This is a genomic window from Streptomyces xiamenensis (assembly GCF_000993785.3).
Classification (GTDB): Bacteria; Actinomycetota; Actinomycetes; order Streptomycetales; family Streptomycetaceae; genus Streptomyces; species Streptomyces xiamenensis.
In genome coordinates this window covers 3,051,265-3,071,886 of record NZ_CP009922.3, presented here as the reverse complement: position 1 = coordinate 3,071,886, position 20,622 = coordinate 3,051,265, and the positions used below count along the sequence as shown (strand labels likewise).

At 71.7% G+C, this 20,622-nt stretch carries 21 protein-coding genes; 10 read left to right on the top strand and 11 right to left on the bottom strand.

What is annotated here, in order from left to right; all coding sequences use genetic code 11:
* The 5 genes from SXIM_RS14060 (at position 1) to SXIM_RS14040 (ending at position 7,315) form a co-directional block, all read left to right on the top strand.
* The gene (locus SXIM_RS14060) at positions 1–1,119 is read left to right on the top strand and encodes a FecCD family ABC transporter permease (protein WP_030732979.1); all 1,119 of its coding nucleotides are present in this window, start codon (positions 1–3) and stop codon (positions 1,117–1,119) included.
* A complete protein-coding gene (locus SXIM_RS14055; protein ID WP_030732976.1) occupies positions 1,116–1,889 on the top strand; it encodes an ABC transporter ATP-binding protein in 774 nt (257 codons plus the stop codon). The genes SXIM_RS14060 and SXIM_RS14055 overlap by 4 nt, the downstream gene beginning before the upstream one ends.
* Entirely contained in the window at positions 1,886–3,793 is a 1,908-nt protein-coding gene (locus tag SXIM_RS14050; RefSeq protein ID WP_046724224.1) for an FAD/NAD(P)-binding protein, read from the top strand. The genes SXIM_RS14055 and SXIM_RS14050 overlap by 4 nt, the downstream gene beginning before the upstream one ends.
* Before the next feature lie 94 nt (positions 3,794–3,887).
* Positions 3,888–6,041 carry an AAA family ATPase gene (locus SXIM_RS14045; protein WP_046724222.1) on the top strand — a complete coding sequence of 718 codons (2,154 nt, stop codon included), beginning with the start codon at positions 3,888–3,890 and terminating at the stop codon, positions 6,039–6,041.
* Positions 6,038–7,315, top strand: coding sequence for a 5-methylcytosine restriction system specificity protein McrC (locus SXIM_RS14040; RefSeq protein ID WP_046724220.1), 1,278 nt, complete (start codon positions 6,038–6,040; stop codon positions 7,313–7,315). Before SXIM_RS14045 ends, SXIM_RS14040 begins: the two co-directional genes overlap by 4 nt.
* A gap of 20 nt (positions 7,316–7,335) precedes the next feature.
* Here the strand turns inward: SXIM_RS14040 and SXIM_RS14035 are convergent, their stop codons facing one another.
* The gene (locus SXIM_RS14035; protein ID WP_046724218.1) at positions 7,336–7,794 is read right to left on the bottom strand and encodes a DUF5997 family protein; all 459 of its coding nucleotides are present in this window, start codon (positions 7,792–7,794) and stop codon (positions 7,336–7,338) included.
* Positions 7,795–7,910: 116 nt separating this feature from the next.
* Here SXIM_RS14035 and SXIM_RS14030 point away from each other — a divergent pair, with 116 nt between their 5' ends.
* Positions 7,911–8,615 (top strand): LysR substrate-binding domain-containing protein, encoded by a 705-nt coding sequence (locus SXIM_RS14030; RefSeq protein WP_375877990.1) that lies wholly within the window; start codon positions 7,911–7,913, stop codon positions 8,613–8,615.
* 15 nt (positions 8,616–8,630) lie between these two features.
* Here SXIM_RS14030 and SXIM_RS14025 read toward each other — a convergent pair whose 3' ends face one another.
* Complete coding sequence (locus SXIM_RS14025) at positions 8,631–9,377, bottom strand: dienelactone hydrolase family protein (RefSeq protein WP_046724215.1); 747 nt, start codon at positions 9,375–9,377, stop codon at positions 8,631–8,633.
* Between the two features lie 412 nt (positions 9,378–9,789).
* Between SXIM_RS14025 and SXIM_RS14020 the strand changes: the two genes are divergently transcribed.
* Positions 9,790–10,695, top strand: a complete 906-nt coding sequence (locus SXIM_RS14020; protein ID WP_043177585.1) for a lytic polysaccharide monooxygenase auxiliary activity family 9 protein — start codon at positions 9,790–9,792, stop codon at positions 10,693–10,695.
* A 216-nt stretch (positions 10,696–10,911) separates the two neighbouring features.
* On the opposite strand, the gene SXIM_RS14015 is transcribed toward SXIM_RS14020, so the two are convergent.
* The 7 genes from SXIM_RS14015 to SXIM_RS13985 all read right to left on the bottom strand — a co-directional run bounded on the left by SXIM_RS14015 (position 10,912) and on the right by SXIM_RS13985 (position 16,273).
* On the bottom strand, positions 10,912–11,748 hold the full coding sequence (locus SXIM_RS14015; RefSeq protein WP_046724214.1) for a carboxymuconolactone decarboxylase family protein: 837 nt from the start codon (positions 11,746–11,748) through the stop codon (positions 10,912–10,914).
* 28 nt (positions 11,749–11,776) lie between these two features.
* Positions 11,777–11,992 carry a tautomerase family protein gene (locus SXIM_RS14010; protein WP_030732957.1) on the bottom strand — a complete coding sequence of 72 codons (216 nt, stop codon included), beginning with the start codon at positions 11,990–11,992 and terminating at the stop codon, positions 11,777–11,779.
* 9 nt (positions 11,993–12,001) lie between these two features.
* A complete protein-coding gene (locus tag SXIM_RS14005) occupies positions 12,002–12,832 on the bottom strand; it encodes a hypothetical protein (protein WP_046724213.1) in 831 nt (276 codons plus the stop codon).
* Positions 12,829–14,040 carry an MFS transporter gene (locus SXIM_RS14000; RefSeq protein WP_030732952.1) on the bottom strand — a complete coding sequence of 404 codons (1,212 nt, stop codon included), beginning with the start codon at positions 14,038–14,040 and terminating at the stop codon, positions 12,829–12,831. Before SXIM_RS14000 ends, SXIM_RS14005 begins: the two co-directional genes overlap by 4 nt.
* Complete coding sequence (locus SXIM_RS13995) at positions 14,040–14,798, bottom strand: SDR family NAD(P)-dependent oxidoreductase (RefSeq protein ID WP_046724212.1); 759 nt, start codon at positions 14,796–14,798, stop codon at positions 14,040–14,042. The genes SXIM_RS14000 and SXIM_RS13995 overlap by 1 nt, the downstream gene beginning before the upstream one ends.
* Positions 14,799–14,818: 20 nt before the next feature.
* Positions 14,819–15,427: a hypothetical protein gene (locus tag SXIM_RS13990; RefSeq protein WP_030732948.1), complete on the bottom strand. Its 609-nt coding sequence runs from the start codon at positions 15,425–15,427 to the stop codon at positions 14,819–14,821.
* Between the two features lie 69 nt (positions 15,428–15,496).
* Complete coding sequence (locus SXIM_RS13985) at positions 15,497–16,273, bottom strand: AfsA-related hotdog domain-containing protein (RefSeq protein WP_043177584.1); 777 nt, start codon at positions 16,271–16,273, stop codon at positions 15,497–15,499.
* A 219-nt stretch (positions 16,274–16,492) separates the two neighbouring features.
* Between SXIM_RS13985 and SXIM_RS13980 the strand changes: the two genes are divergently transcribed.
* The 3 genes from SXIM_RS13980 to SXIM_RS13970 all read left to right on the top strand — a co-directional run bounded on the left by SXIM_RS13980 (position 16,493) and on the right by SXIM_RS13970 (position 18,878).
* A complete protein-coding gene (locus SXIM_RS13980; protein ID WP_030732942.1) occupies positions 16,493–17,491 on the top strand; it encodes a beta-ketoacyl-ACP synthase III in 999 nt (332 codons plus the stop codon).
* A 30-nt stretch (positions 17,492–17,521) separates the two neighbouring features.
* Positions 17,522–17,806 (top strand): acyl carrier protein, encoded by a 285-nt coding sequence (locus SXIM_RS13975; RefSeq protein WP_046724211.1) that lies wholly within the window; start codon positions 17,522–17,524, stop codon positions 17,804–17,806.
* Positions 17,807–17,966: 160 nt separating this feature from the next.
* Positions 17,967–18,878, top strand: coding sequence for an NHL repeat-containing protein (locus SXIM_RS13970; RefSeq protein ID WP_148236113.1), 912 nt, complete (start codon positions 17,967–17,969; stop codon positions 18,876–18,878).
* Between the two features lie 48 nt (positions 18,879–18,926).
* On the opposite strand, the gene SXIM_RS13965 is transcribed toward SXIM_RS13970, so the two are convergent.
* Positions 18,927–19,556, bottom strand: a complete 630-nt coding sequence (locus SXIM_RS13965; RefSeq protein WP_052385270.1) for a helix-turn-helix transcriptional regulator — start codon at positions 19,554–19,556, stop codon at positions 18,927–18,929.
* A gap of 278 nt (positions 19,557–19,834) precedes the next feature.
* Complete coding sequence (locus SXIM_RS13960; protein ID WP_046724209.1) at positions 19,835–20,536, bottom strand: HAD family hydrolase; 702 nt, start codon at positions 20,534–20,536, stop codon at positions 19,835–19,837.
* Positions 20,537–20,622 lie beyond the last annotated feature (86 nt).

The window sequence follows — 20,622 nt, the reverse complement described above, 5'->3', positions numbered from 1 at the left end:
ATGAGCATCACCACGGGGGACGCGAGGACCGCGGCGGGCCCCGGCACCGCCCCCGGCCCGCGCCCCGCCCCCGAAAAGCGCCGCACCCGGGGCGCCCGGCTGGGCCGGCCCGCCGTCCTGTGGGCCGGTACGGCGGTGACCGTCCTCGTCCTCACCTGGTCCGTCACCGCCGGAACGGCCGGCGCCGGACTCCTGGACGTGTGGCGCGCGATCCGGCTCGCCGTGCTCGGCGGCGTGCTGGAGCGGGACTTCGCCCAGACGTACTCGATCATCATCAACCTGCGGCTGCCCCGGGTGCTGCTCGCCTTCGTGGCCGGCGCCGCGCTCTCCCTGGCGGGCGTGGTGATGCAGGGCCTGCTGCGCAACCCGCTGGTCTCCCCGTTCACGCTCGGTGTCTCGCCGGCCGCCGCCTTCGGTGCCGCGCTGGCCATCCTGCTCACCGGCGGCTCGGCCGGCTCCGGGTCGTGGCTGGTCATCGGCAGCGCGCTGGTCACCGCGCTGGCCGTGTCCGCCGTGGTGCTGGGGCTGGCCTCGGCCAAGGCGATGTCCACCGCCACCCTGCTGCTGCTCGGCATCGCGCTCACCCAGTTGTTCGAGGCGATGACCGCCGCCCTCCAGTTCGTGGCGGACGAGAACACCCTCCAGGCCATCGTGCGCTGGACCTTCGGCTCGGTGAACAACGCCGGCTGGGGCGATGTCGTCGTCGTGGGGGCGTGCACCCTGGCCGCGCTGCCGCTGCTGCTGTGGTTCAGCCGCGACCTCAACGCCATCGCCTTCGCCGGTGACGACGCCGCCAAGAGCCTGGGTGTGAACGTCACCGCCGTCCGGGTCGGCCTCATCGTCGTCTCCGTCGTCCTGGCCGCCGTCGTGGTCTCCTTCTGCGGCGTGATCGGCTTCGTCGGCCTGGTCGGACCACACATCGCCCGCCTGGCCATCGGCGCCGACCACCGCTACCTGCTGCCGTTCTCGTTCCTGACCGGCGGTCTGCTGCTGGTGATCGCGGACACGGTGGGGCGTACGGTGCTGGCCCCGTCGGTCATCCCGGTCGGCATCGTCGTCGCGTTCATCGGCGCCCCGATCTTCATCAACCTCATCCTCACCCGGAGGGCCGCCCAGTGAGTCTCGACATCGGCGCGGTCCGGTTCGCCTACCGGCGCAACCCGGTCCTGCAGGGCGTCGACCTGCGGGTGGCGGAGGGCGCGTTCTGCGCCCTGCTCGGCCCGAACGGCTCCGGCAAATCCACCCTCACCAAGATCATCGCCCGGGTGCTGACCCCGGCCGGCGGCAGCGTCTCCTTCGGCGGCCGGGACCTGCTGACCGCCCCGCGGCGCGAGCACGCCCGGGTCGTCGCGTACGTACCGCAGTCGGGGACGACCCCGTTCGAGCAGACCGTACGGGAGGCCGTGCTGCTGGGCCGCACCCCGCACATCGGGCTGCGCCCCACCCGCGCGGACCGGGAGATCGTGGACGCCGCGATCGAACGGCTCGGCCTGGCGGAGCTGGGCGACCGCCCGATGTCCCAGCTCTCCGGCGGGCAGGCGCAGCGGGTGCTCATCGCGCGCGCCCTGGCGCAGCAGCCCCGGGTGCTGCTGCTGGACGAGCCCACCTCCGCGCTCGACCTCCGGTACCAGATCGAGACGCTGCAGATCGTCCGCTCGGTGACCCGGGAGGAGGGGGTCACGGCGCTGATCGCCATTCACGACCTCAACCACGCGGCGCACTTCTGCGACCAGGCGGTGCTGCTGGACGGCGGCCGGATCGTCGCCGACGGGCCGCCCGCGCGGGCGTTCGACGCCGACGTGCTGAGCCGGGTGTACGGGCTCGACGTACGGGTGACGCACGGCGAGAACGGCGTCCAGGTACGGCCCTCCGCGCTGGAGGCCGCGTGAGGGCCTACGACGTGGTCGTGGTCGGCGGCGGGCCGCGCGCGGTCTCCGTCGTGGAACGGCTGGCCGCCCGGCACCCGGACGGCGCGCCGCCGGTACGGGTGGCGGTGCTGGACCGGGTGGAGGCGGGCGCCGGTGCCACCTGGCGCACGGACCAGTCGCCGCTGCTGCTGAACAACACCTACAGCGCGCACACCACCATCTACCCGGACGCGTCCACGCCGATGACGGGCCCGGTGACCCCTGGCCCCGATCTGCTCACCTGGGCGCGGGAGAGCACCCCGCCGCCGGACCGGCCCGCGTGGGTCGCGGCCGAGGCGGCGGCCCTGCGGCCGTGGTCCTATCCGAGCCGGCGCATCCAGGGCGTGTACTACCGCGAGCAGCTGGCGCGGGCGGAGGCGACCGGACGGGTGCGGGTGACCCGGGTGCTCGGCACCGCGACCGGACTGGAACGGACCGGGGACGCGGACGGTGCCCGTACGGTGCGGCTGGCCGACGGGGGGACGCTGACCGGCCGGTTCGTGATCCTCGCCCAGGGCATGGTGCAGGCCAGACGCTCGGCGCGGGAGCGCGCACTGGTGGCCGCGGCGGAGCGCGACGGCCTGGTGTACATCGAGCCCGGCATGCCCGCCGAACGCGACTGGGACCGGGTCCCGGCCGGCGAGAACGTGCTGGTGACCGGGCTCGGCGCCAACTTCTTCGACGTGGTCGCGCTGCTGACCGAGGGACGCGGCGGCCACTTCGAACCCGCAGGGGACCCGGAGCGGCCCGCCCGGCTGCGCTATGTACCCGGCGGGCGCGAGCCGCACCTGGTGGCGGGTTCGCGGCGCGGACTGCCCTACCGGTCGAAGGCGGCGTACCCGCAGGGCTTCCCGCCCCGGTACGAGCCCCGGCTGGCCACCCGGGAATGGTTCGAGCGGATCGCCGCCGTACCGGGGCAGGACTTCCGCCGCGACGTGTGGCCGCAGCTGGCTCGGGAGTTCGCCTGGGCGCATCTGTCCACGCTGCTCGCGCACCGGCCCCGGGCGCTGGCGGCCGGGGCGGCGGAGGCGGACCTGCTCGCCGCGCTGCGGGCGGCGCCGGACGACGCCGCGGTGGACGCGGTGGTGGCGGGGGCGGTCGCCGACGAGCGCTGGGCGCTGTCGGTGACGCGTCTTGACCGGCCGCGCGGCGCGGGACCGGTGGATCCGGGGACATGGCGGCGGTGGGTGCGCGAGCACGTCGAGGACGAACTCGACGCGATGCACGCCCCGCTCACCCACCCGCGCAACACCGTCAACCGGGCCATGGCGGCGGTACGCGGCCCGGTGCGGCGGCTGGTGACCCGCGGCGCACTGGACGGCCGCAGCGTGGCGCGGGACATCGACGGCTGGTTCACCGCGCTCGGCCTCGCCCTGGCGTCGGGGCCGCCGCCGCACCGTACGGCGCAGGTGCTGGCCCTGATCGACGCGGGCGTCCTCGACCTGCTGGGCGAGGACAGCACGGTGACCCACGAGGACGGCGCCTTCACCGGCCGGTCGGCGGTGCGGCGCGACGCGCCGGTGCGGGCCCGGGCGTTCGTGGAGACCCGCATGTCGAAGGGGATCGTGACGGACACCGACGACCCGCTGCTGGAGGGACTGCTGCGCACGGGCCGGGCGCGGCTGCACCACTGGCCCAGCGACCACGGCCCACCACCCACCAGCGGCACCCTGGACGTGACCCCGGACGGCTTCCACCTGCTGGACGCGGCCGGGGGCGCGGACGAGCGTGTCGTGGTGCTGGGGATACCGGCGGAGGCGGTGCAGCCGGGCTCGGCGATCGGCGCCACCCCGGGAACACCGTCCCCCCTGCTGGCCGGAGCGGACCGGGCCGCGGCCCAGGTCCTCGCGGTGGTGGAGCGGACCCCGGAAGAGCTTCCTTCATGACACCCGGAAACAACGGGACGTTCCGGCAGGGCAGCGGCGGGATGGCATCAGCAGAAACCCTGCGCTGTGCGTGTCCGTGAGAAAGAATGTCCGCATGATTCAGGGTGGGGAGTTCCAGGACGGTTTCACCGATCGCCTCGCGCGCTTCGACCGGGCGGCTGCCCGGAAGACGGCCGAACGGGCAGAGGAGGAACGGAAGGGCGTCCTGGACGCCTTCCCGCTGGAGGGCTGGCCCGGGCTTTCGCTGGAGCGGTATGCCCTGGGCCCGTCCACCCGGTCCAACGCACGGCCCTCCTTCTGCCGCCTGCTGGAGTACGGCACCAACGCCTTCGGAAGCATCCGCGGCGGCAGCGCCGCCAAACACATCGTCTACCAGCACCGGTCCGGTGAGTGGCGGATCGTCCCCAGCACTCTGCGGAGGCTGGACGTGCACGAAGCCTGGGAGCGGGTACGTGAGGACTTTCTGGCGGCGTTCTCGGCAGCGGGAGAAGGAGCGTACGAGCGCCTCGATGAGCTCGAGTTGCTGTCCTACGGGCAGGCACTGGCCACCAAGACGTTGGCGATCTACTTTCCCGAAGCCTTCCTGCCGGTGTTCTCCGCCTCACACATCAGGCACTTCACGGCACTCCTCGGCGGCCGGCCCCACTCGTACTCCTCAGGCGTCCGCGCCTGGCGCGCGAATCGCGAACTCCTGAACCTCGTCCGGCGAACGCCCCAGTTCGAAGGCTGGCGTCCGCACGAAGTGACGGAGTTCCTTTACGCCTTTCACGATCCGCGGCCGAAGGACCGCGCCATCTGGAAGGTCGCGCCGGGTGAACGCGCCTCTCTGTGGGAGGACTGCCTCACCCACGGCTGGATCCGAATCGGCTGGGACGAGGTCGGCAGCCTTGCTCAGTTCGAGAGTGACCAGGAGCTCAAGGACGCACTTGACCAGTACTGGCCGGGCAGCACCGGAGGCAATCTCCGTCTGGCCCGGCAGATGCTCGCCTTCCGCGACCTGGAGCGCGGCGACCTGATCGTCGCCAACCGGGGCAAGTCGGAGGTGCTGGGGGTGGGAACCGTCACCGACGGATACTCCTACAGCCCACACCTTGAGAAGTACCAGCACACCGTGGCGGTGGAATGGGACACCACCTTTGCCCAGCAGTTCGACTCGCCACGGCATGCCTGGCAGCCGACGCTCGCCAAGGTCCCCGCCACACTCTGGCAGCACATCCGGGAGGGCCGCAGAGCAACCCTCTCCGGCCCGACGGTCGAGGTGCCGGCCGAAGGAGAACTTCCCGGCTCCGTGGGCAAGGTGTGGGACCTGCTCACGCGTAAGGGGCAAGTCGTGCTGCAGGGCCCTCCCGGCACCGGCAAGACCCGGCTGGCCCTCAGCGTGGCTCTCGCGATGGCCGGCCACGCAGATCTGATCGACGCCCCACCGGAGCGCCGTGCGGCAGCGCTGGCCGAGCTGTCCCGGGTCCCCGCGGGTTCCGGGGCGGCCCGCCTCACCACCGTGACCTTTCACCCGTCCTACGGCTACGAAGACTTCGTCGAAGGCTTCAAACCCCGTGCGGCGGCGGATGGGGCAGGGCTCAACCTGACGATGACGGACGGGCTGTTCCGCCGGGTGTGTGCTGCGGCCGAGGCGTCACCGAACGAGACCTTCCTGATCGTCGTGGACGAAATCAACCGGGGGGACCTGCCAAGGATCCTTGGCGAGTTGATCACCCTGCTGGAGCTGGACAAGCGCGGATCCCTCTCGGTGACGCTGCCCACCAGCGGACGGCAGCAGACCGTCCCCTCGAATATCCGCATCATCGGCACGATGAACTCCGCCGATCGCAGTGTCGGGCACATCGATGCCGCGATCCGGCGCAGGTTCGCCTTCGTCGATGTGCCGCCGGACCTGGACGCCCTGGACGGCGAGGTCGAGGGACTCGGACTGGCCGAATTCCTCGAGGGCCTGAACTCCAAACTCGACGCCTCCTTCGGGCCGGACCACCTGCTCGGCCAGGCCTATCTGCTCGCGGAGGACCGCCCGTTCGGCACCGCCGAACAGCTCTACCACTCCTTTCATCACGAGATCGTCCCCCTGGTGGCCGATTACTGCCTGGGTCAGCCGAACCTGCTGCGCAGTGTGCTGGGCTCGCTGGTGGACGGCAAGACCGGCCGAGTCATCCAGAGCAATCCGCGGGACCTGCCAGGTCTGCTGGCCGACGAATTCGTGGTCTCCGAGACCCGCGCGAACGGCGATGGAGGGTGACCCGGGGTCCCGTCCCACACGAGGTGACGCTCACCGAGCACTCGTCCGTCACCATCCCGCACGACCGACTGTCCGCCGGCGACCTCGACACTCTGCGCGCGATGAAGCCCGTCACTCTCACCGACCGGCGAGCCGGCTACGACATCCGGGCGCAGGCCCTGACGGGTGTCCTCCAGCTCAGCCGGATACGGCTGGTGATCAGGCCCAAGCTCCCGATCGCGGGAAACCGGCTGATCGACTGGCTCTGCTACGCGGACAACCAGCGGGAGCCGGACGAGTCGCTGCGGAACTGGCCACTCGGCCGGGACGGCTATGCCGGACTGGTGCCCGCTGCTCTTCTGCACGAATGCCGTCTGCTGCTCCGGCGCGGCCTGCGCAGGGAGTACGTGCGGCGGCACCGTGTGGACACGACTCTGCGCGGGCGGCTCGATGTGGAGGCACAGGCGACACGGCGCTTCGGCGCGGTGGACCAGCTCCATCTGCAGACCTTCGAATACGAGGACGGTGGCTGGGAGAACCTGGTGTGCGGGGCGGCGCTGACCGTGGCAGCCAGCCGGTCCACCGACTCGGGGCAAGCGCGACTGCTGCACGAGGTATCAGCCCATTTCCCTTCCCCGCGGCAGCCGCTGGACGCATTGCCCCTCCTCGCCAGGGCGCGGTACAACCGGCTCAATGATCACTACCGCGCCGCACATGCCTGGGCTCGGATGGTCCTCGGTGGGGGAGGTGCCACCGACTTGCTGGAGCCCTACGGCTTCGGGGCGAAGAATCTGCTGCTCAACCTGAACGTCCTCTGGGAGCGAGTCGTCCGCCGGATGGCCGTGGAGGCGGCTTCCGGGATGGGCGGCAGGGGCACCCTTCATGGAGAAGGCCACATCCGTACCCTGGGCATGCGCAAGGCCAAGAACACGCCGTTGTTTCGCCCCGACGTATTGCTGGCCTTCCCTCAGGGCTCGGGCACTTCCACCGCGACACGTTTCCTTGCCATCGACGCGAAATACAAGAGGTACGGGGAGGAGGATGTCTCCTCGACCGACCGTCACCAGTTGCTGACGTACATCGCCGGATACACCGGGGCGGAGAATCCCCTCGCCTTGATCGTGTATCCCTCACCGGCCGGCCCCGACCATCACGTCCTGCGGATCGAGGGCCCGCGCGGCCACCTGGGCCGTATCGAGGTGCTGGGGATCGACACCCGCGTCGCCCCGCAGGACGCGGTGGACCCCCTGCGGAAGGTGATCGCCGGATTCGCCGGTTCCGCGGTCACCACCTAAGGGTGACCGCGGAGGAGCCTTCAGGAACGGCGGCGCGGCGCGGTGGTGCGGGTGGGGCGGGAGGGGCGGGTGGGCTTGTCGCGCTTCTCCTGCTGTTCCCGTTCCTGCTGCTCCTGCTTCTCCTTGACGCGGACGGCTTCCTTGCGGACATCGGCCTGGGTGGCACGTTCCTGCTGGAGCCAGTCGGGGAGGTCGGTCTTCAGCGCCTCGATCTGCGCCGTGGTCAGGGGGTCGGTCACCCCGCCACGGGCCAGGCCCGCGATGGAGATGCCCAGCTTGGCGGCCACCACGGGCCGGGGGTGGGGCCCCTCGGCGCGCAGGGTCTGGAGCCACTGGGGCGGATCGGCCTGCAGCGCGTTCAGTTCGCTGCGGGTGACGACGCCCTCCTGGAACTCGGCGGGGGTCGCGGGGAGGTACACACCCAGCTTCTTCGCCGCCGTGGCGGGCTTCATCGTCTGGTCGGTCCGGTTCGAGCTCATGGGCCCAAGCGTAGCGAGCGCGCGCGATACCTCCGACCATGACCGGATAGCCTGATGTTGTGACGGACTCGGACGCGGACGCTGCCCCTACGTTCCGGCTCGCTTACGTACCGGGTGTGACGCCCGGCAAGTGGGTGCGGATCTGGAACGAGCGGCTGCCCGGCGTCCCGCTCGTGCTCGACGCGACGGCGGCGGCCCCGGCCCCCAATGCCCTGCGGGAGGGCCGGGCCGACGCGGCGCTGCTGCGGATGTCGCAGGACCGCGAGGGGCTGGATGTGATCCCCCTCTACACGGAGACCACCGTGGTCGTCGTCCCGAAGGACCATGTGGTGGTGGCGGCCGACGAGGTGACGGTCGCGGATCTCGCCGATGACGTGGTGTTCCACCCGCTGGACGACACCCTGGAGTGGGAGCGGCTGCCGGGACGGCCCGCGGTGGAGCGGCCCGCCACCACGGAAGACGCGATCGAGCTGGTCGCGGCCGGGGTGGGCGTGCTGGTCGTACCGCAGTCGCTGGCCCGCCTGTACCACCGCAAGGACCTCACCTACCGGCCGGTCACGGACGCGCCCGCCTCGCGGGTGGGGCTCGCCTGGCGGGCGGACGGGGAGCCGGGTGAGCTGGTCGAGGAGTTCATCGGGATCGTCCGGGGGCGGACCGTGAACAGTTCGCGCGGGCGGCAGCAGGCCGAGCCGGCGCCGAAGGTGAAGGCCAGGGCGAAGGCGAAGGCGAGGGCCGAACGGCGGGCGTCCGCCTCCCCGTCCTCGTCCTCGTCCGGCGGCAAGGGCGGGGCGCGGCGCGGGCGGCCCCGCCGGCGTTCGTAGCGCCGCTCCCCCGGTTCAGGGGGTGAGGGTGCGGCCGAGGAGATCGAGCAGGGCCCGCCAGTGGCGTGCGTCGGCCTCGGCGCTGTACGCGGCGGTGTCGGACTGGGTGAAGCCGTGCCGGGCGCCGGTGTAGACCTCGGACCGGTGCCGTACCCCCGCCGAGGTGAGGGCCTCCTCCAGGCGGTCGATCTGCTCGGGCGGGTTGCTCGTGTCCTGGTCGGCGTGGCCGAGGTACAGCTCGGCCCGCACACGGCCGGCGAGCAGATGCGGGCTGTCCGGCGCGTCGGTGGCCAGCCGCGCGCCGTGGAAACCGGCGGCGGCGGCGACCCGGTCCGGGTACGTACCGGCGGTGCGCAGCGCGAGCGCGGCGCCCATGCAGTAGCCGGTGATCCCGACGGGGCCCGTGGTGGTGAGCGGTGAGGCGGCCAGCCAGTCGAGGTAGGCGGCGGCGTCGCGCCGGGCGGCCTCGGGGGTGAGGGCGCGCAGGGCGGGACGCAGGCGGTCGAAGAGCGCGGGCCGCTCGGCGGGGCCGATGAACGCGGGCAGGTCGAGGACGGGAGCGCGGCCCTCGCGGTACAGGACGTTGGGCAGCAGCACCGTGTAGCCGGCCGCGGCGAGGCGGTCGGCCATGGCCTTCAGGGGCGGGCGGACGCCGAAGGCGTCCATGTACATGAGGACGGCCGGGTGCGGGCGGTCGTCGGCGGGGTGGGCGAGGTACGCGTCGGCGATGCCGTCCGGGGTGGGGATGTCGACGGTCGTCATGAGTGGCTGCCTGTCTCCTGGTCGGGGGTTCCGGTTCCTGGGGTTCGTCCACGCGTGATCACCGTAACCGTGCGGCGCGCCCCGCCGGGGCCGACCCGGGGCCGCTCATCACCGGCCCCGGTGGTCCGCGCGACCGGGCCCTCGCTGGTCACCGTGATCGTCGGCCGCGTCCTGCGCGGCCCGGCCGCCGCCGTCCCACCCGGCATCGGCGTCCTGCGCGAGGAGTTGTCGGCCCCGGCGCGTGCGGAGGGGGTTCTGGAAAGGGCCACAGGGCGCTATTTTGTTGTGCGGGAGCGCTCCCATGCACGGACTGAAGTACCGGCGACGGGCCGTCGGTACCGCCGGCCCGTACGACCTACAGGGCCGGCGCTGCCGCATGCCTGTCACGGTCCATCCCCTTACAAGGAGAACCGTGAGCACTCATCCCCCCACCACGCGCAAGGCCCGGCTGCTGGCCGTACTCGGCGCCGCGGTCCTCGGCCTCGTGGCCGCACTGATCCCCTCCCCCGCCTCCGCGCACGGCGCGACCATGCTGCCGGGCGCGCGGACCTACCTGTGCTACCTGGACCTGCAGCGCAACTCGAGCACCCAGATGCCGACCAACCCCGCCTGCGCGGCGGCGGTGCAGGCGACCGGCACCGGCCCGCTCTACAACTGGTTCGCCGTCCTGGACTCCAACGGGGCCGGCCGTACCAGCGGTTACATCCCGGACGGGCAGCTGTGCAGCGGCGGCAACCGGGGCCCGTTCAACTTCTCCTCCTACGACGCGGTCCGCAGCGACTGGCCCATCACGCACCTCACCTCGGGCCAGAACATCGAGCTGCGGCACAGCAACTGGGCGCACCACCCCGGCCAGTTCAACGTGTACATCACCAAGCAGGGCTGGAACGGCGGCGCCCTGGGCTGGGGTGACCTGGAACAGATCAACTCGGTGACCAACCCGCCGCAGCGCGGCAGCGTCGGCTCCGACAACGGCCACTACTACTGGAACGTCCAGCTGCCGCAGCGGACCGGCACACACATGCTGTACGTGCACTGGATCCGTTCCGACAGCCAGGAGAACTTCTACTCCTGCTCCGACGTCGTCTTCGACGGCGGCAACGGCCAGGTCACCATGGGTGACGGGGAGACGCTGAGCGCGGAGGAGGTCAACGAGCTGGCCGACACCGTCGAGGCGGCGGCCACGGCGTCCCACAGCGGGCACGCCGAGCACACCGACCACAGCGCGCACGAGGGCCACACCGCGTCCGCGGCGGCGACCGGCACGGTGACACCGGCCGGTGCGGGGCTGCGCACGCTGGTGTCCGCGCTGTTCTGACGCGGCGCCACGCCGGCGCCGGCACCCCGGCTGCACCGGCGGCGGACCCGGGCCCGGCCTCGCGCCGGGCCCGGGTCCAGGTCCGGCGCGGGGGACTCGGGCGGGCGGGAGAAGAGCGTGTCCGGGACGCCGGCGACGTCCGTGATCACGACTGCGGCACCCGCGCCCCGCCGGCCCTCCCGGGGCACCGTCGCGGGAGGGCCGGCGGGGCGGTGGTCAGGAGGCGGCGCGTTCGGTGAAGACCTCGCGGGCCGCCGTGATGCCGTTGATGGCGGCGGGGAATCCGGCGTAGACGGCCATCTGGAGAATGGTTTCCACGACTTCCTCCTTGCTGCCGCCCACATTCAGCAGTCCGTGCACATGGACTTTCAGCTGGGGGCGGGCCGTTCCCAGGGCGGTGCAGGCGGCGATGGTCACGATTTCCCGCGCGTGCAGATCGAGTCCGGGGCGCACGTAGATGTCGCCGAAGGAGAATTCGATGATGTAGCGGGCGAGATCGGGGGCGATGTCCGCGAGGCTCTTGATGACCGCTTCGCCCGCCTCTCCGTCGATATCGCTCAGGGCCCGCCAGCCGCGGTCGTAGCGGGATTCCCCGGATTCCTCGCCAGCGGTTTCCTCCGCGTTCCGCTCCGCGTTCCGCGCGGTGTTCCCGTCCTCGTTCCCCCGCTCCTGTCCGGCGGCCTCGAAGACGTCCTTGGCCACCGTGAGCGCGTTGATGGTCGCCGGGAAGCCCGCGTAGATCACCACGTGCATGATGGCTTCGGTGATCTCGCGGCGGGTGCAGCCCACGTTCAGCGCGCCGTTGATGTGGAAGCGCAACTGCGGCAGCGCGTGGCCCAGCGCCGTCAGGGCGCCGATGGTGGCCAGTTGGCGCTGCCGCAGGGTGAGCGCCTGCCGCGCGTAGATGTCGCCGTACGGGAATTCGACCGTGAATCTGCCCAGGTCCGGGGCCACATCGGAGAAGCTGTCGAGCACCGACGGATGTTCCTCGCCCGCCAGTTCCCGCAGGATGGTCAGGCCCTCGCCGAAGCGGTCGCGGTCGTTCGCTGCCATGGTCGGTCGCTCCTTGTACGGCGTACGGTCAGCCCCGCCGCCGGCTGAGTTCGGGGAATTCCGGGTGGGTGGCCATGATCCCACCCTCGCCCCAGCGATTCTGCGGAATCTCCTGGATGACGACGGCGATCTTGTCCAGGGGTGCGCCGGTCACGGCATGGGTGGCCTTGGTGATCTCCTCGATCAGCTCCTGGCATTTCTCATCGGTCTGATTCGGCCAGGTTGTCACCGTGATAAAGGGCATGAATCGCTCCTAGGGTTGTGTGGCGAACTCGTGAAATGCGAGGGATTTGAGTTTCAGCTGGGCGTGGATGTCGCCGCCCAGGCCGTACCAGCCGATCGCGCCGCCGTAGCTGGTCTGATAGCTCATCCACAGCACGATGACGTTGACGATCCGGTTGCCGCCCGGGTCCGCCGGGAACGGGTTCGGCAGGGTCGCGCCGTAGTCGGCAGCGCCCTTGGCGTCCGTCACGAAGACGTTGGGGACGCCGAGCGGTCCGGGCCGGGTGGGTCCCGCCGGGTCGAGGTCGTGGGCGCGCAGCGACATCACCGTGTACAGGCTGTTGGGGATCAGCCCTTCGCATCGCATACGAAAGTCGGCGCTGCGCCGGTCGGCTGACTGGGTCACCTCCAGCTCGCCCCGGGCCCGTAACCATTGGCCGTAAGTGATCGGTTCGGTGACCTTCGGGCCGTCCTCCGGCCGCAGATCCGGGATCGGCGCGCGGTGCAGCGGATAGCTGGGCCGTACCTCGCGCCCGGCCTCCGGGCGCTGCTCGGGGGCGAAGACCATGGGGTAGTTGGTGCACGGCAGCGGGAGCGGCAGGGTGTACAGCACCATGTCCTCGTCGCCGGCGCCGTCCGGCGCCAGTTCGCGGACGATGGTGTACGGCACCTGCTCGCCGAACGGCGGGAGTTCGCTGGCGGCGCTGACGATCGCCGCGCCCCACGAGCGCTCCCCCGAGGCGTGGTTGAGCATGCCGAGGACCACGAAGTCGCCGTCCTCGTTCATGATCTCGCTCGGTGGGTAGGGCGGCCCCTGGGTGGTGAGGTCCAGTGCGTAGGTGCGGGACAGGCGCGTACTCATCGGGGGGTCTCCTCCGTTCGCGGGAAGCCGAGGAAGGCCAGGGCCAGCGCTGCGGCGACGGCCGCCGCCCCGGTGCCGGTCACCGCGGCCCAGCCGCCCGCCGACCACACCGGGCCGAGCGCCGCACTGGACAGCGAGCCGGCCAGCAGGCACACGAGCAGGTAGAGCGAGGACGCGGCGCCCGCCCGCTCCGGCGGGGCGGCCCGTGCCAGCAGCACCAGGACGGCCGGCTGGCAGGAGAACACCCCGAGGAAGACGAGGAGTACGCCCGCCGTCAGCAGCACGGGGCCGGTGGCCACGCCCAGCGCGCCGATGCCCGCCGCCACCAGGGCGAGGCCGAGCAGCACCATGCGGCGGGCGCCGATCCGGCCGCTCAGGCGGCCGGCCAGCGGCGCGCCGGCGACGCCGATCAGTCCGGCGAGGCTGACCGCGCCGATCGCGCCCGCGCCGTAGCCGAAGGGCTCGCCGCGCAGCCGGTAGGTGAGGAACGTGATGACGCCCAGGTAGCCGAAGAACAGCAGCGAGCCGATGGCCAGCGGGCGCAGCACCGGCGGGTGCGCCGTCATGCGGGCCGCCGCCCGGTACGCCTGGGCCAGTCCCGGGGAGTTCGGCGCCGCCGCCGAAGGTGCGGGTGGTGCCGGGAGGCGGGTCACCGCGAACGCGGCGGCGAGGTTCAGCAGGGCCAGCAGCAGCAGCGCCTCCCGCCAGCCCGCCCAGCCCGCGACCAGACCGGTGAAGGAACGGCCCAGGGTGATCCCCGCGACGGTCGCGCCGATGATCAGCCCGAAGTACAGCCCGGTCTGTCCCGGCGGCGCGATCCTGGGCATCAGCGCGATCATCGCCGCGGGCACCGCGGCCGCCGCGATGCCCGCCAGCGTCAGCAGCGCCGCGAACAGCGGCAGGTTCGGCGCGGCGGCGGCGGCCGGGAGCAGAAGGGCGACGGCGACCGCGCCCGAGCCGCCGAGCACGGTGGTGCGGACCCGGTCGGTCAGCGGCCCGAAGAGGAAGAACGCCAGCGCGTAGGCGAGGGTGGTGACGGTGAACGCCAGCCGTACGCTCTGCGCGCCGGTGTCCAGGGAGGCGGCGATCTCGGGGAAGACCGGCTGGGTCAGATACACGGTGGACACGGCGCAGCAGGTGGCCGCCGCCGCGGTGAGCGGGGCGCGCAGCGCGGTGGCCGGCGCGGCCGGGGGCGCGAGCGCCGTCATCACACCGCCACCGAGGCGCCGCCGTCGACGGTGATCGACGCGCCGTTGATCTGCGCGGCGGCCGGGGAGAGCAGGAACGCCACCGCCTGCGCGACGTCCTCGGGGGTGGGCAGCCGTCCGTAGGGGGTCTTGGCGGCGAAGTCGGCGCCGGTCTCCCGCGCGGTGCCGCCGAAGCGGCGGGCCAGGTCCTCCAGGGTGCGCGACCACAGCGGGGTGTCGGTGGCGCCGGGGTCCACGGTGTTGACGCGCAGCCCGTGGGCGCCCAGATCGCGGGAGATGGCCTTGGCGAAGGCGCCCAGCCCGGCGTTGACGGTGCCGTTGATGACGAACAGCGGGTCGGGCTCGCGGCGGAAGGAGCCATTGATGAACACGATCCGGCCGCTGCCCCGTTCGACCATGGCGCGGGCGACGGTGCGGGTGAGGCGGACCGCGCCGAGCAGCTTGCCGCCGATCGTTGCGTCCCACAGGGCGTCGGTGGTCTCCAGGAGCGGGGCGACCGGCCCGTCCCCGGCGGCGTTGACGAGCACGTCGATGCGGCCGAACCGTTCCAGGACGGTGCGGATGCCGTCCGTCACGGAGTCGGGGTCGTTGATGTCGAGGACGACCGGGACGCCGGCCTCCAGCCGTTTGCGGGTGGCCTCCAGGCGGGCGGCGTCGCGGCCGAGGAGGATGACGGTGGCACCGTCGCGCACCAGGCGTTCGGCGATCGCGCCGCCGATGCCGCCGGTGGCGCCCGAGATCACTGCGATGTCGCTCATGTGGCTGCTCGCTTCCCTGCTCAGGCCGTGACGCGGGCGTAGATCCGGGTGTACAGGCCCCGGTCGGTGATGTAGGTGTCGCCGGCCTGGCGGACGATCTCCTGGTACGCGGGGGAGGTGAACACCGCCTGGTAGGTGTCGGGTTCGACGGAGAAGCCGGAGACGAACAGCACGCCGGGCTCGGTGGACAGCAGCGAGTGGTAGGCGAGGAAGACCTCGACCTCGGCGTGCTCGCGCACCACCTCGAAGATCGTGCGCTCGCGCCAGGCGCGGTAGCCGTCGTACACGGGCGGCTTGACCTCGACGTGCCGCAGCTGGAGGTACGGGGTGGCGGGCAGCGGGTCGTCGGTGTCCTTGGGCGCCTCGACGAACGCGACGACCTGGCGGCGGAAGTCGCCGGCCAGCAGCGGGGCGAGCGCGTCGGCCGCGGCGCGGTGGGCGTCGGCGTGCTCCGCGATGTCGTCGGTGCCGGTGAGCGGGGTCAGCTCCACCAGCAGCCCTTCGCCGTCCAGGGAGCGGAAGAGGGCGGAGCCGGGGGCGGTGGGGTGGGCGCTCCAGGTCTCGGCGGCCTTGTCGACGGCGTCGGTGAGGACCGGGACTTCGGTGACGAGCAGCAGCGGTGCGGACACGGGGGTCTCCTCCGTGGTCGGGGCGGGTGATGGGGTGGGGGTGGGGGTGGGGGTAGGGGTGTCGGGGCGTCAGGCGGCGACGGTGGCGAGCACGCCGCTCACCGCGCGGGCGGCTTTGCGGCGTTCGATGGCCGCGATCCGGTCGGTGGGCAGCGCGGAGAATCCGATCTCCCCGGCGGCGACCGGCCGGCCGCCCTGGCTCAGCTCGGTGTGCAGCGCGAATTCCAGCTGCTGGCGGGGGCGTTCGAGGGAGATCTCGCGGACGGTGCCGCTGATCTGGGCGGGCAGCGGGAAGAGGAAGCCGGCGAAGTCCAGCCGGACCGAGTTCCAGACGATGTAGAAGCTGGTCAGCGGCCAGCGGTCGCGGTAGCCGTGCTCGAAGACGCCGAGGAACAGCTGGCGGGCGGCCTCCACGATGACCATGCCCTGGACGTGTTCGCCGGTCTGGTGGTCCAGGAGCAGTTCGTTGTCGCCGTGCACCCGGATGCCGGCCGTGTACGTGCGGTCGCCGGTGCGCCGCAGGCCGGCCAGCAGGACGTTGTCGGCGCTGCGCTTGTGAACGATGTCGCGCCCGACCGGTTCGAGGCCGGGGTCGGCGAACCGGATGCGGTCGGCGAGACCGCGCCGGTCGATCGCGGCCTGCAGATAGGCGCGTTCGAAGCGGCCCACGCCCTGGCCCTCGTGGAGCCGGACGCCGCCGTCTGCCTCGCCGCTTTCCGGGTCGCCGTTTTCCGTGTCGTACCGGCCGGCGCCGATATCGGCCGCGAGGGCGGAGACGGTGCGGACCACGCCAGGTCCCGCGAATCCGCTGAAGCGATCCGCAACCACCATGACATGCGTGCTCATTTCCCGTTCCTCTCCTGGAAATAGAGATGTAACATCGATGCGGGAAGCCCGCGGATCATCCTCGTTTCCAGAATCTGCGGCCACAATCGGGAAGAGTGGGGTAGCCCTTCGGGCAGGCCCCCCGATATCCACTGCCGGTGTCACCGCTCTGCGCGTTGACGCCGCTTTGTTCTCCGCGCTTCCATGGGCCTCCGGATTCTCTGGAGGAGATGACCCGAAATGGAATTAGGAGCACGGGCGGCGGTGCTGGCCGGAATCGGTTCGTGGTTGCCGCCCAGGATCGTCACGAATGAGGAGCTGGCGGGTGAACTCGATACCAGCGACGCCTGGATACGCACCCGTACGGGAATAGGCAGCCGGCATGTGAGCGCGCCGGGGACGGCGACCTCCGACCTGGCGGTGGAGGCCGGCAGCCGGGCGCTGAAGTCGGCCGGCGCGGCCGAGGCGGACGCCGTGCTGGTGGCCACCACCACCCCGGACCGGCCGTGCCCGGCCACCGCCCCCGAGGTGGCCAGCCGGCTGGGGCTCGGCACGGTGCCCGCCTTCGATGTGGCGGCCGTGTGCAGCGGGTTCGTGTACGGGCTCGCGGTGGCGTCCGGGCTGATCGCCAGCGGCTCGGCGCGGCGGGTGCTGCTGATCGGCGCCGACACCTACTCGACGATCCTGGATCCGGCGGACCGCACCACCCGCGCGGTGTTCGGGGACGGGGCGGGCGCGGTGGTGCTGCGGGCGGGTCAGGCGTCCGAGGTGGGCGCGCTGGGCCCCTTCGACCTGGGCAGCGACGGCGCGTTCGCCGATCTGATCACGGTGCCGGGGGGCGGTTCGCGCCAGCCGGTGGGCGGTGACCGGTACTTCCGGATGCAGGGCAAGAAGGTCTTCCGGCGGGCGGTCGCGCAGATGGCGGCCTCCTCGCGTGCGGTGCTGGAGCGGACCGGGTGGACGGTCGCGGATGTGGACCGGGTGGTGGCGCACCAGGCCAACCAGCGGATCCTCGACGCGGTCGCGGCCGAACTCGGGGTGCCGGCCGGGCGGGTGGTCTCGCAGATCGAGCGGGTGGGCAACACCTCGGCCGCCTCCATCCCGCTGGCGCTGGCCGACGCGGCGCTCGGCGGCGGGCTGCGGCCCGGGCACCGGGTGCTGCTGACGGCCTTCGGCGGCGGGCTCACCTGGGGATCGACGGTACTGCGCTGGCCGGACGTCGCGCCGGTCGCGGGCTGAACACGAATGAGCGGAGAGGGAGTTCAGGACATGCGGGACACGAGAGAGGCGAATGGAATGGAAGCGGACGTGCGGGCGAAGGTTACGGGAATCCTCAGAGAAAATTTCGAAGTCGACGCGGCGGCCCTCGATCGGGACCCGACGCTGGACGATCTGGCCTTCGACTCCCTCACCATCGTGGAGTTGGCGACCGCGCTGGAGAAGGAGTTCGAAACCCCCGTCGACGAGGAGGAACTCTCCGCCGAGCTGACGGTTTCCGGGCTGCTGCGGCTGGTGCTGGAAAAGGCGTCGACCCCAGCCGCCGCGCGCGGCTGACCGGGCCGTCCTGACCGTTCCGTATACGAAACCGGTACGGGCCCCGGGGCGTTCACGGACAGCGTGGTCCGTTCGCCCTTGCGCTGGAGTGCACTCCACTTTGTATGTTGTTTACCCACCGGGGTTTCCCGCCCCCTTTCCTTTCTGCCACGAGGTGGTCATGCGTCCCTTATTGCCGCGACTTGTCATGGCCGGCCTGCTGGTGACCTGCGCGACGGCGTGCGCCGGCGGCGGAGACGCGGCGGACGGTGACACCGCCACCGGCGGAACGTCCGTCTCGTCCCCGCCCGCCACCGGCGACCCCGGACCGGACACCGACGAGGACACGGACGCGGTGGCGGCCGGGGCCGACGCCTGGCACGGCGCGGACGGCTTCTCCTCGCCGACCGGGATCGCCTTCGGGCCCGACGGCTCGGTGTACGTGTCCAACTGGTCGGCGGGCACGGTCGAGCGCATCGCCGCGGACGGCACCCGTACGACCTACGCCGAGGACCTCGGCTCCCCCGCCGGACTGGCCGTGGACGCGGAGGGCGACCTCTATGTCGCCGACTACACCCGGGACGTGATCGTGCGGGTGAGCGCGCCCGGCGAGGTGAGCGAGTTCGCCTCCGGGTTCCACACCCCCACCGGCATCAATTTCGACCCGGACGGGAACCTGCTGGTGACCAACCGGGCCAGCGACGAGATCGTGCGGGTGGCGCCGGACGGCGGCGCCGAGGTGATCGCGCGGGGTCTGCACACCCCGGTCGGGGTGGCCGCGAACGCCGGCGGTGAGATCTTCGTGTCGAACTACGTGGGCGGCGAGCTGTCCCGGGTCACGCCGGACGGGACGGTCGAGACGTTCTCCACGGACTTCGACGGCCTCGGCGTCGGCCTGGTGGTGACCGGGAACGACGAGCTGTTCGCGGTGGACCGCGCGGCCGGCGAGATCAAGCGGGTGGACCCGGACGGCAGTACCGAGGCGGTGCTCGGCGGGCTGAACTCCCCGGTCGCCCTCGGAGTGGACGTGGCGGGCGTGCTGGCCACTGCCACCTGGGGCGACGCCACCCTGCACGCGGTACCGCTGGAGTGAGGGGCCGGCGCGTCGCCTTCGTCGCGCCCGTCCGGCCACCGCTCGCCCTCACGTGGCGCGCGCGTATCTCTCGTACAGCCCCTCTCTGAGCGCTCTGGACACGGCGAGGGTGCGGTTGTTGCAGTCCATCTTGGCCAGGATGTTGGCGACCAGCCGCTTGGCGCCGTGCTCCGATATCTGGAGCCGGCGCCCGATCTGCTTGTTGCTCATGCCGTCCACCATGAGGACCAGCGCCTGCTGCTCGCGCGGGGTGAGCCGCAGCTGGGAGCGGGCCGGTTCATGACGCTGGGTGGCCAGGACCAGCAGATCGTGGGCGAGTTCGGGCGGGATGGCGACCTTGCCCTGGGCGACGGCGGCCAGGCCCCTGTTGAGGGTGGTCTCGTTCACGTTGCCGATCTTCATGAATCCCGCTCGCAATCCTGTCACCTTGGGCAGTTCCACCAGGCCGTCATCGTCGATGAGCAGCATGATCTTCGCGCCGCGCTCCTCACGCTGCCGTAACTCGGCCGCCGAGGACTCCTCGACCTCACCGAGCAGGGCGATCAGCACATCGCCCGCGCCGAGTCCGGCGGCGAGGGCGCCGCCGAGACCGGCGACGGCCCGCACCTCCACTCCGGGCGGCAGCTGAAGCATGCGCTCGACGCCGTAACGGAGCAGTCCGCTGCCGATGCCGATCACGACTCTACGGGCGTTGATTTCAGGTTCTCGGTGATTCTCGTTCTGACTTCCCCTTGCACCCAACACGGCTTCTCCCCGTCCGTTTGAGTTGTTCTCGCAGGACCTGCGGTCAACCCTTCAAGGTTACTCCAAGGATTGCCCGGGAACCGGTCAGGAGTTCGGATGTGACGTGGGTCACCGGGCATTGTTCCGAAGAAGTCGGAGAAGTCAAAGAATCCGTAACGCCCGGGAAATAACACGGCGTTCACCTGCCGGGCACCAGGGAAACCGATGGAGAATTAATGCGGTACGGAATGGGTGGCGGGGCGGGCCGCGGGGCCGTCGGGGAGCACCGTCCAGCCGTGCTCGCGCGCGTGCGCCAGCAGCGCCGGATCACCGCCGGCCACCACGTGCGGATGACCGACCTGCCGCAGCATGCCCAGGTCGGACAGGTGGTCGCCGTAGGCGTGGCAGTCGGCCGCCGCCAGGCCGAGTGAGGCGATGGCGGCAGCCACCGCCTCCCCCTTCGCGGGGCCGATCATCGGCCGCACCACTTCGCCGGTGAGCCGCCCGGCCGCGTCCGTGACCGGCTCGGTGCACAGCAGCGGGTCGGCCCCGTACTCCTCGGCCAGCGGCCCCAGTACGGGGCGGAAGGAACCCGATACCAAAGCGATGGTGGAACCCTGGGCTCGGTGCCGGGACAACTCCGCCGTGACGGCCGGCACGAACGCGTCGGGGGTGACCCGGTAGGCCGCGTACCACTCCTGCCCGGCGCGGGTGAGTTCGTCCAGCGAAATTCCCGCGAACAGCCGGTAGTAGGCGCGGTTCACTTCACTGCGGTCGACTTTCCCGGCGAGTTCCCTGATCTCCGCCATCGTCTTCTCGTACGCATCGCCCGAATCGCCGTTGGCGGCCATCCAGAATCGAAGAAAAGCGAACATGCTCTTGGTCCTGATGACTGTCTCGTCGACATCGAAAAAGGCCGCTGCCCTGTTTCCCATACCGTCGCCTCACCCTGCGGAAGACAATAGACCCGCCCATCCTGCCCAGCCGTGACGCGCGAAGACAGACCGACTTCGGCATGCCC

Bases quoted from the DNA above. Each gene is read 5' to 3' on its own strand.
- SXIM_RS14000 (WP_030732952.1), bottom strand. From the start codon at position 14,040: ATGACGGCGCTCGCGCCCCCGGCCGCGCCGGCCACCGCGCTGCGCGCC.
- SXIM_RS14010 (WP_030732957.1), bottom strand. From the start codon at position 11,992: ATGCCCTTTATCACGGTGACAACCTGGCCGAATCAGACCGATGAGAAA.
- SXIM_RS14060 (WP_030732979.1), top strand. From the start codon at position 1: ATGAGCATCACCACGGGGGACGCGAGGACCGCGGCGGGCCCCGGCACC.
- SXIM_RS13960 (WP_046724209.1), bottom strand. From the start codon at position 20,536: ATGGGAAACAGGGCAGCGGCCTTTTTCGATGTCGACGAGACAGTCATC.
- SXIM_RS13995 (WP_046724212.1), bottom strand. From the start codon at position 14,798: ATGAGCGACATCGCAGTGATCTCGGGCGCCACCGGCGGCATCGGCGGC.
- SXIM_RS14045 (WP_046724222.1), top strand. From the start codon at position 3,888: ATGATTCAGGGTGGGGAGTTCCAGGACGGTTTCACCGATCGCCTCGCG.
- SXIM_RS14005 (WP_046724213.1), bottom strand. From the start codon at position 12,832: ATGAGTACGCGCCTGTCCCGCACCTACGCACTGGACCTCACCACCCAG.
- SXIM_RS14035 (WP_046724218.1), bottom strand. From the start codon at position 7,794: ATGAGCTCGAACCGGACCGACCAGACGATGAAGCCCGCCACGGCGGCG.
- SXIM_RS13970 (WP_148236113.1), top strand. From the start codon at position 17,967: ATGCGTCCCTTATTGCCGCGACTTGTCATGGCCGGCCTGCTGGTGACC.
- SXIM_RS13980 (WP_030732942.1), top strand. From the start codon at position 16,493: ATGGAATTAGGAGCACGGGCGGCGGTGCTGGCCGGAATCGGTTCGTGG.
- SXIM_RS14025 (WP_046724215.1), bottom strand. From the start codon at position 9,377: ATGACGACCGTCGACATCCCCACCCCGGACGGCATCGCCGACGCGTAC.
- SXIM_RS13975 (WP_046724211.1), top strand. From the start codon at position 17,522: ATGCGGGACACGAGAGAGGCGAATGGAATGGAAGCGGACGTGCGGGCG.
- SXIM_RS14015 (WP_046724214.1), bottom strand. From the start codon at position 11,748: ATGGCAGCGAACGACCGCGACCGCTTCGGCGAGGGCCTGACCATCCTG.
- SXIM_RS13985 (WP_043177584.1), bottom strand. From the start codon at position 16,273: ATGAGCACGCATGTCATGGTGGTTGCGGATCGCTTCAGCGGATTCGCG.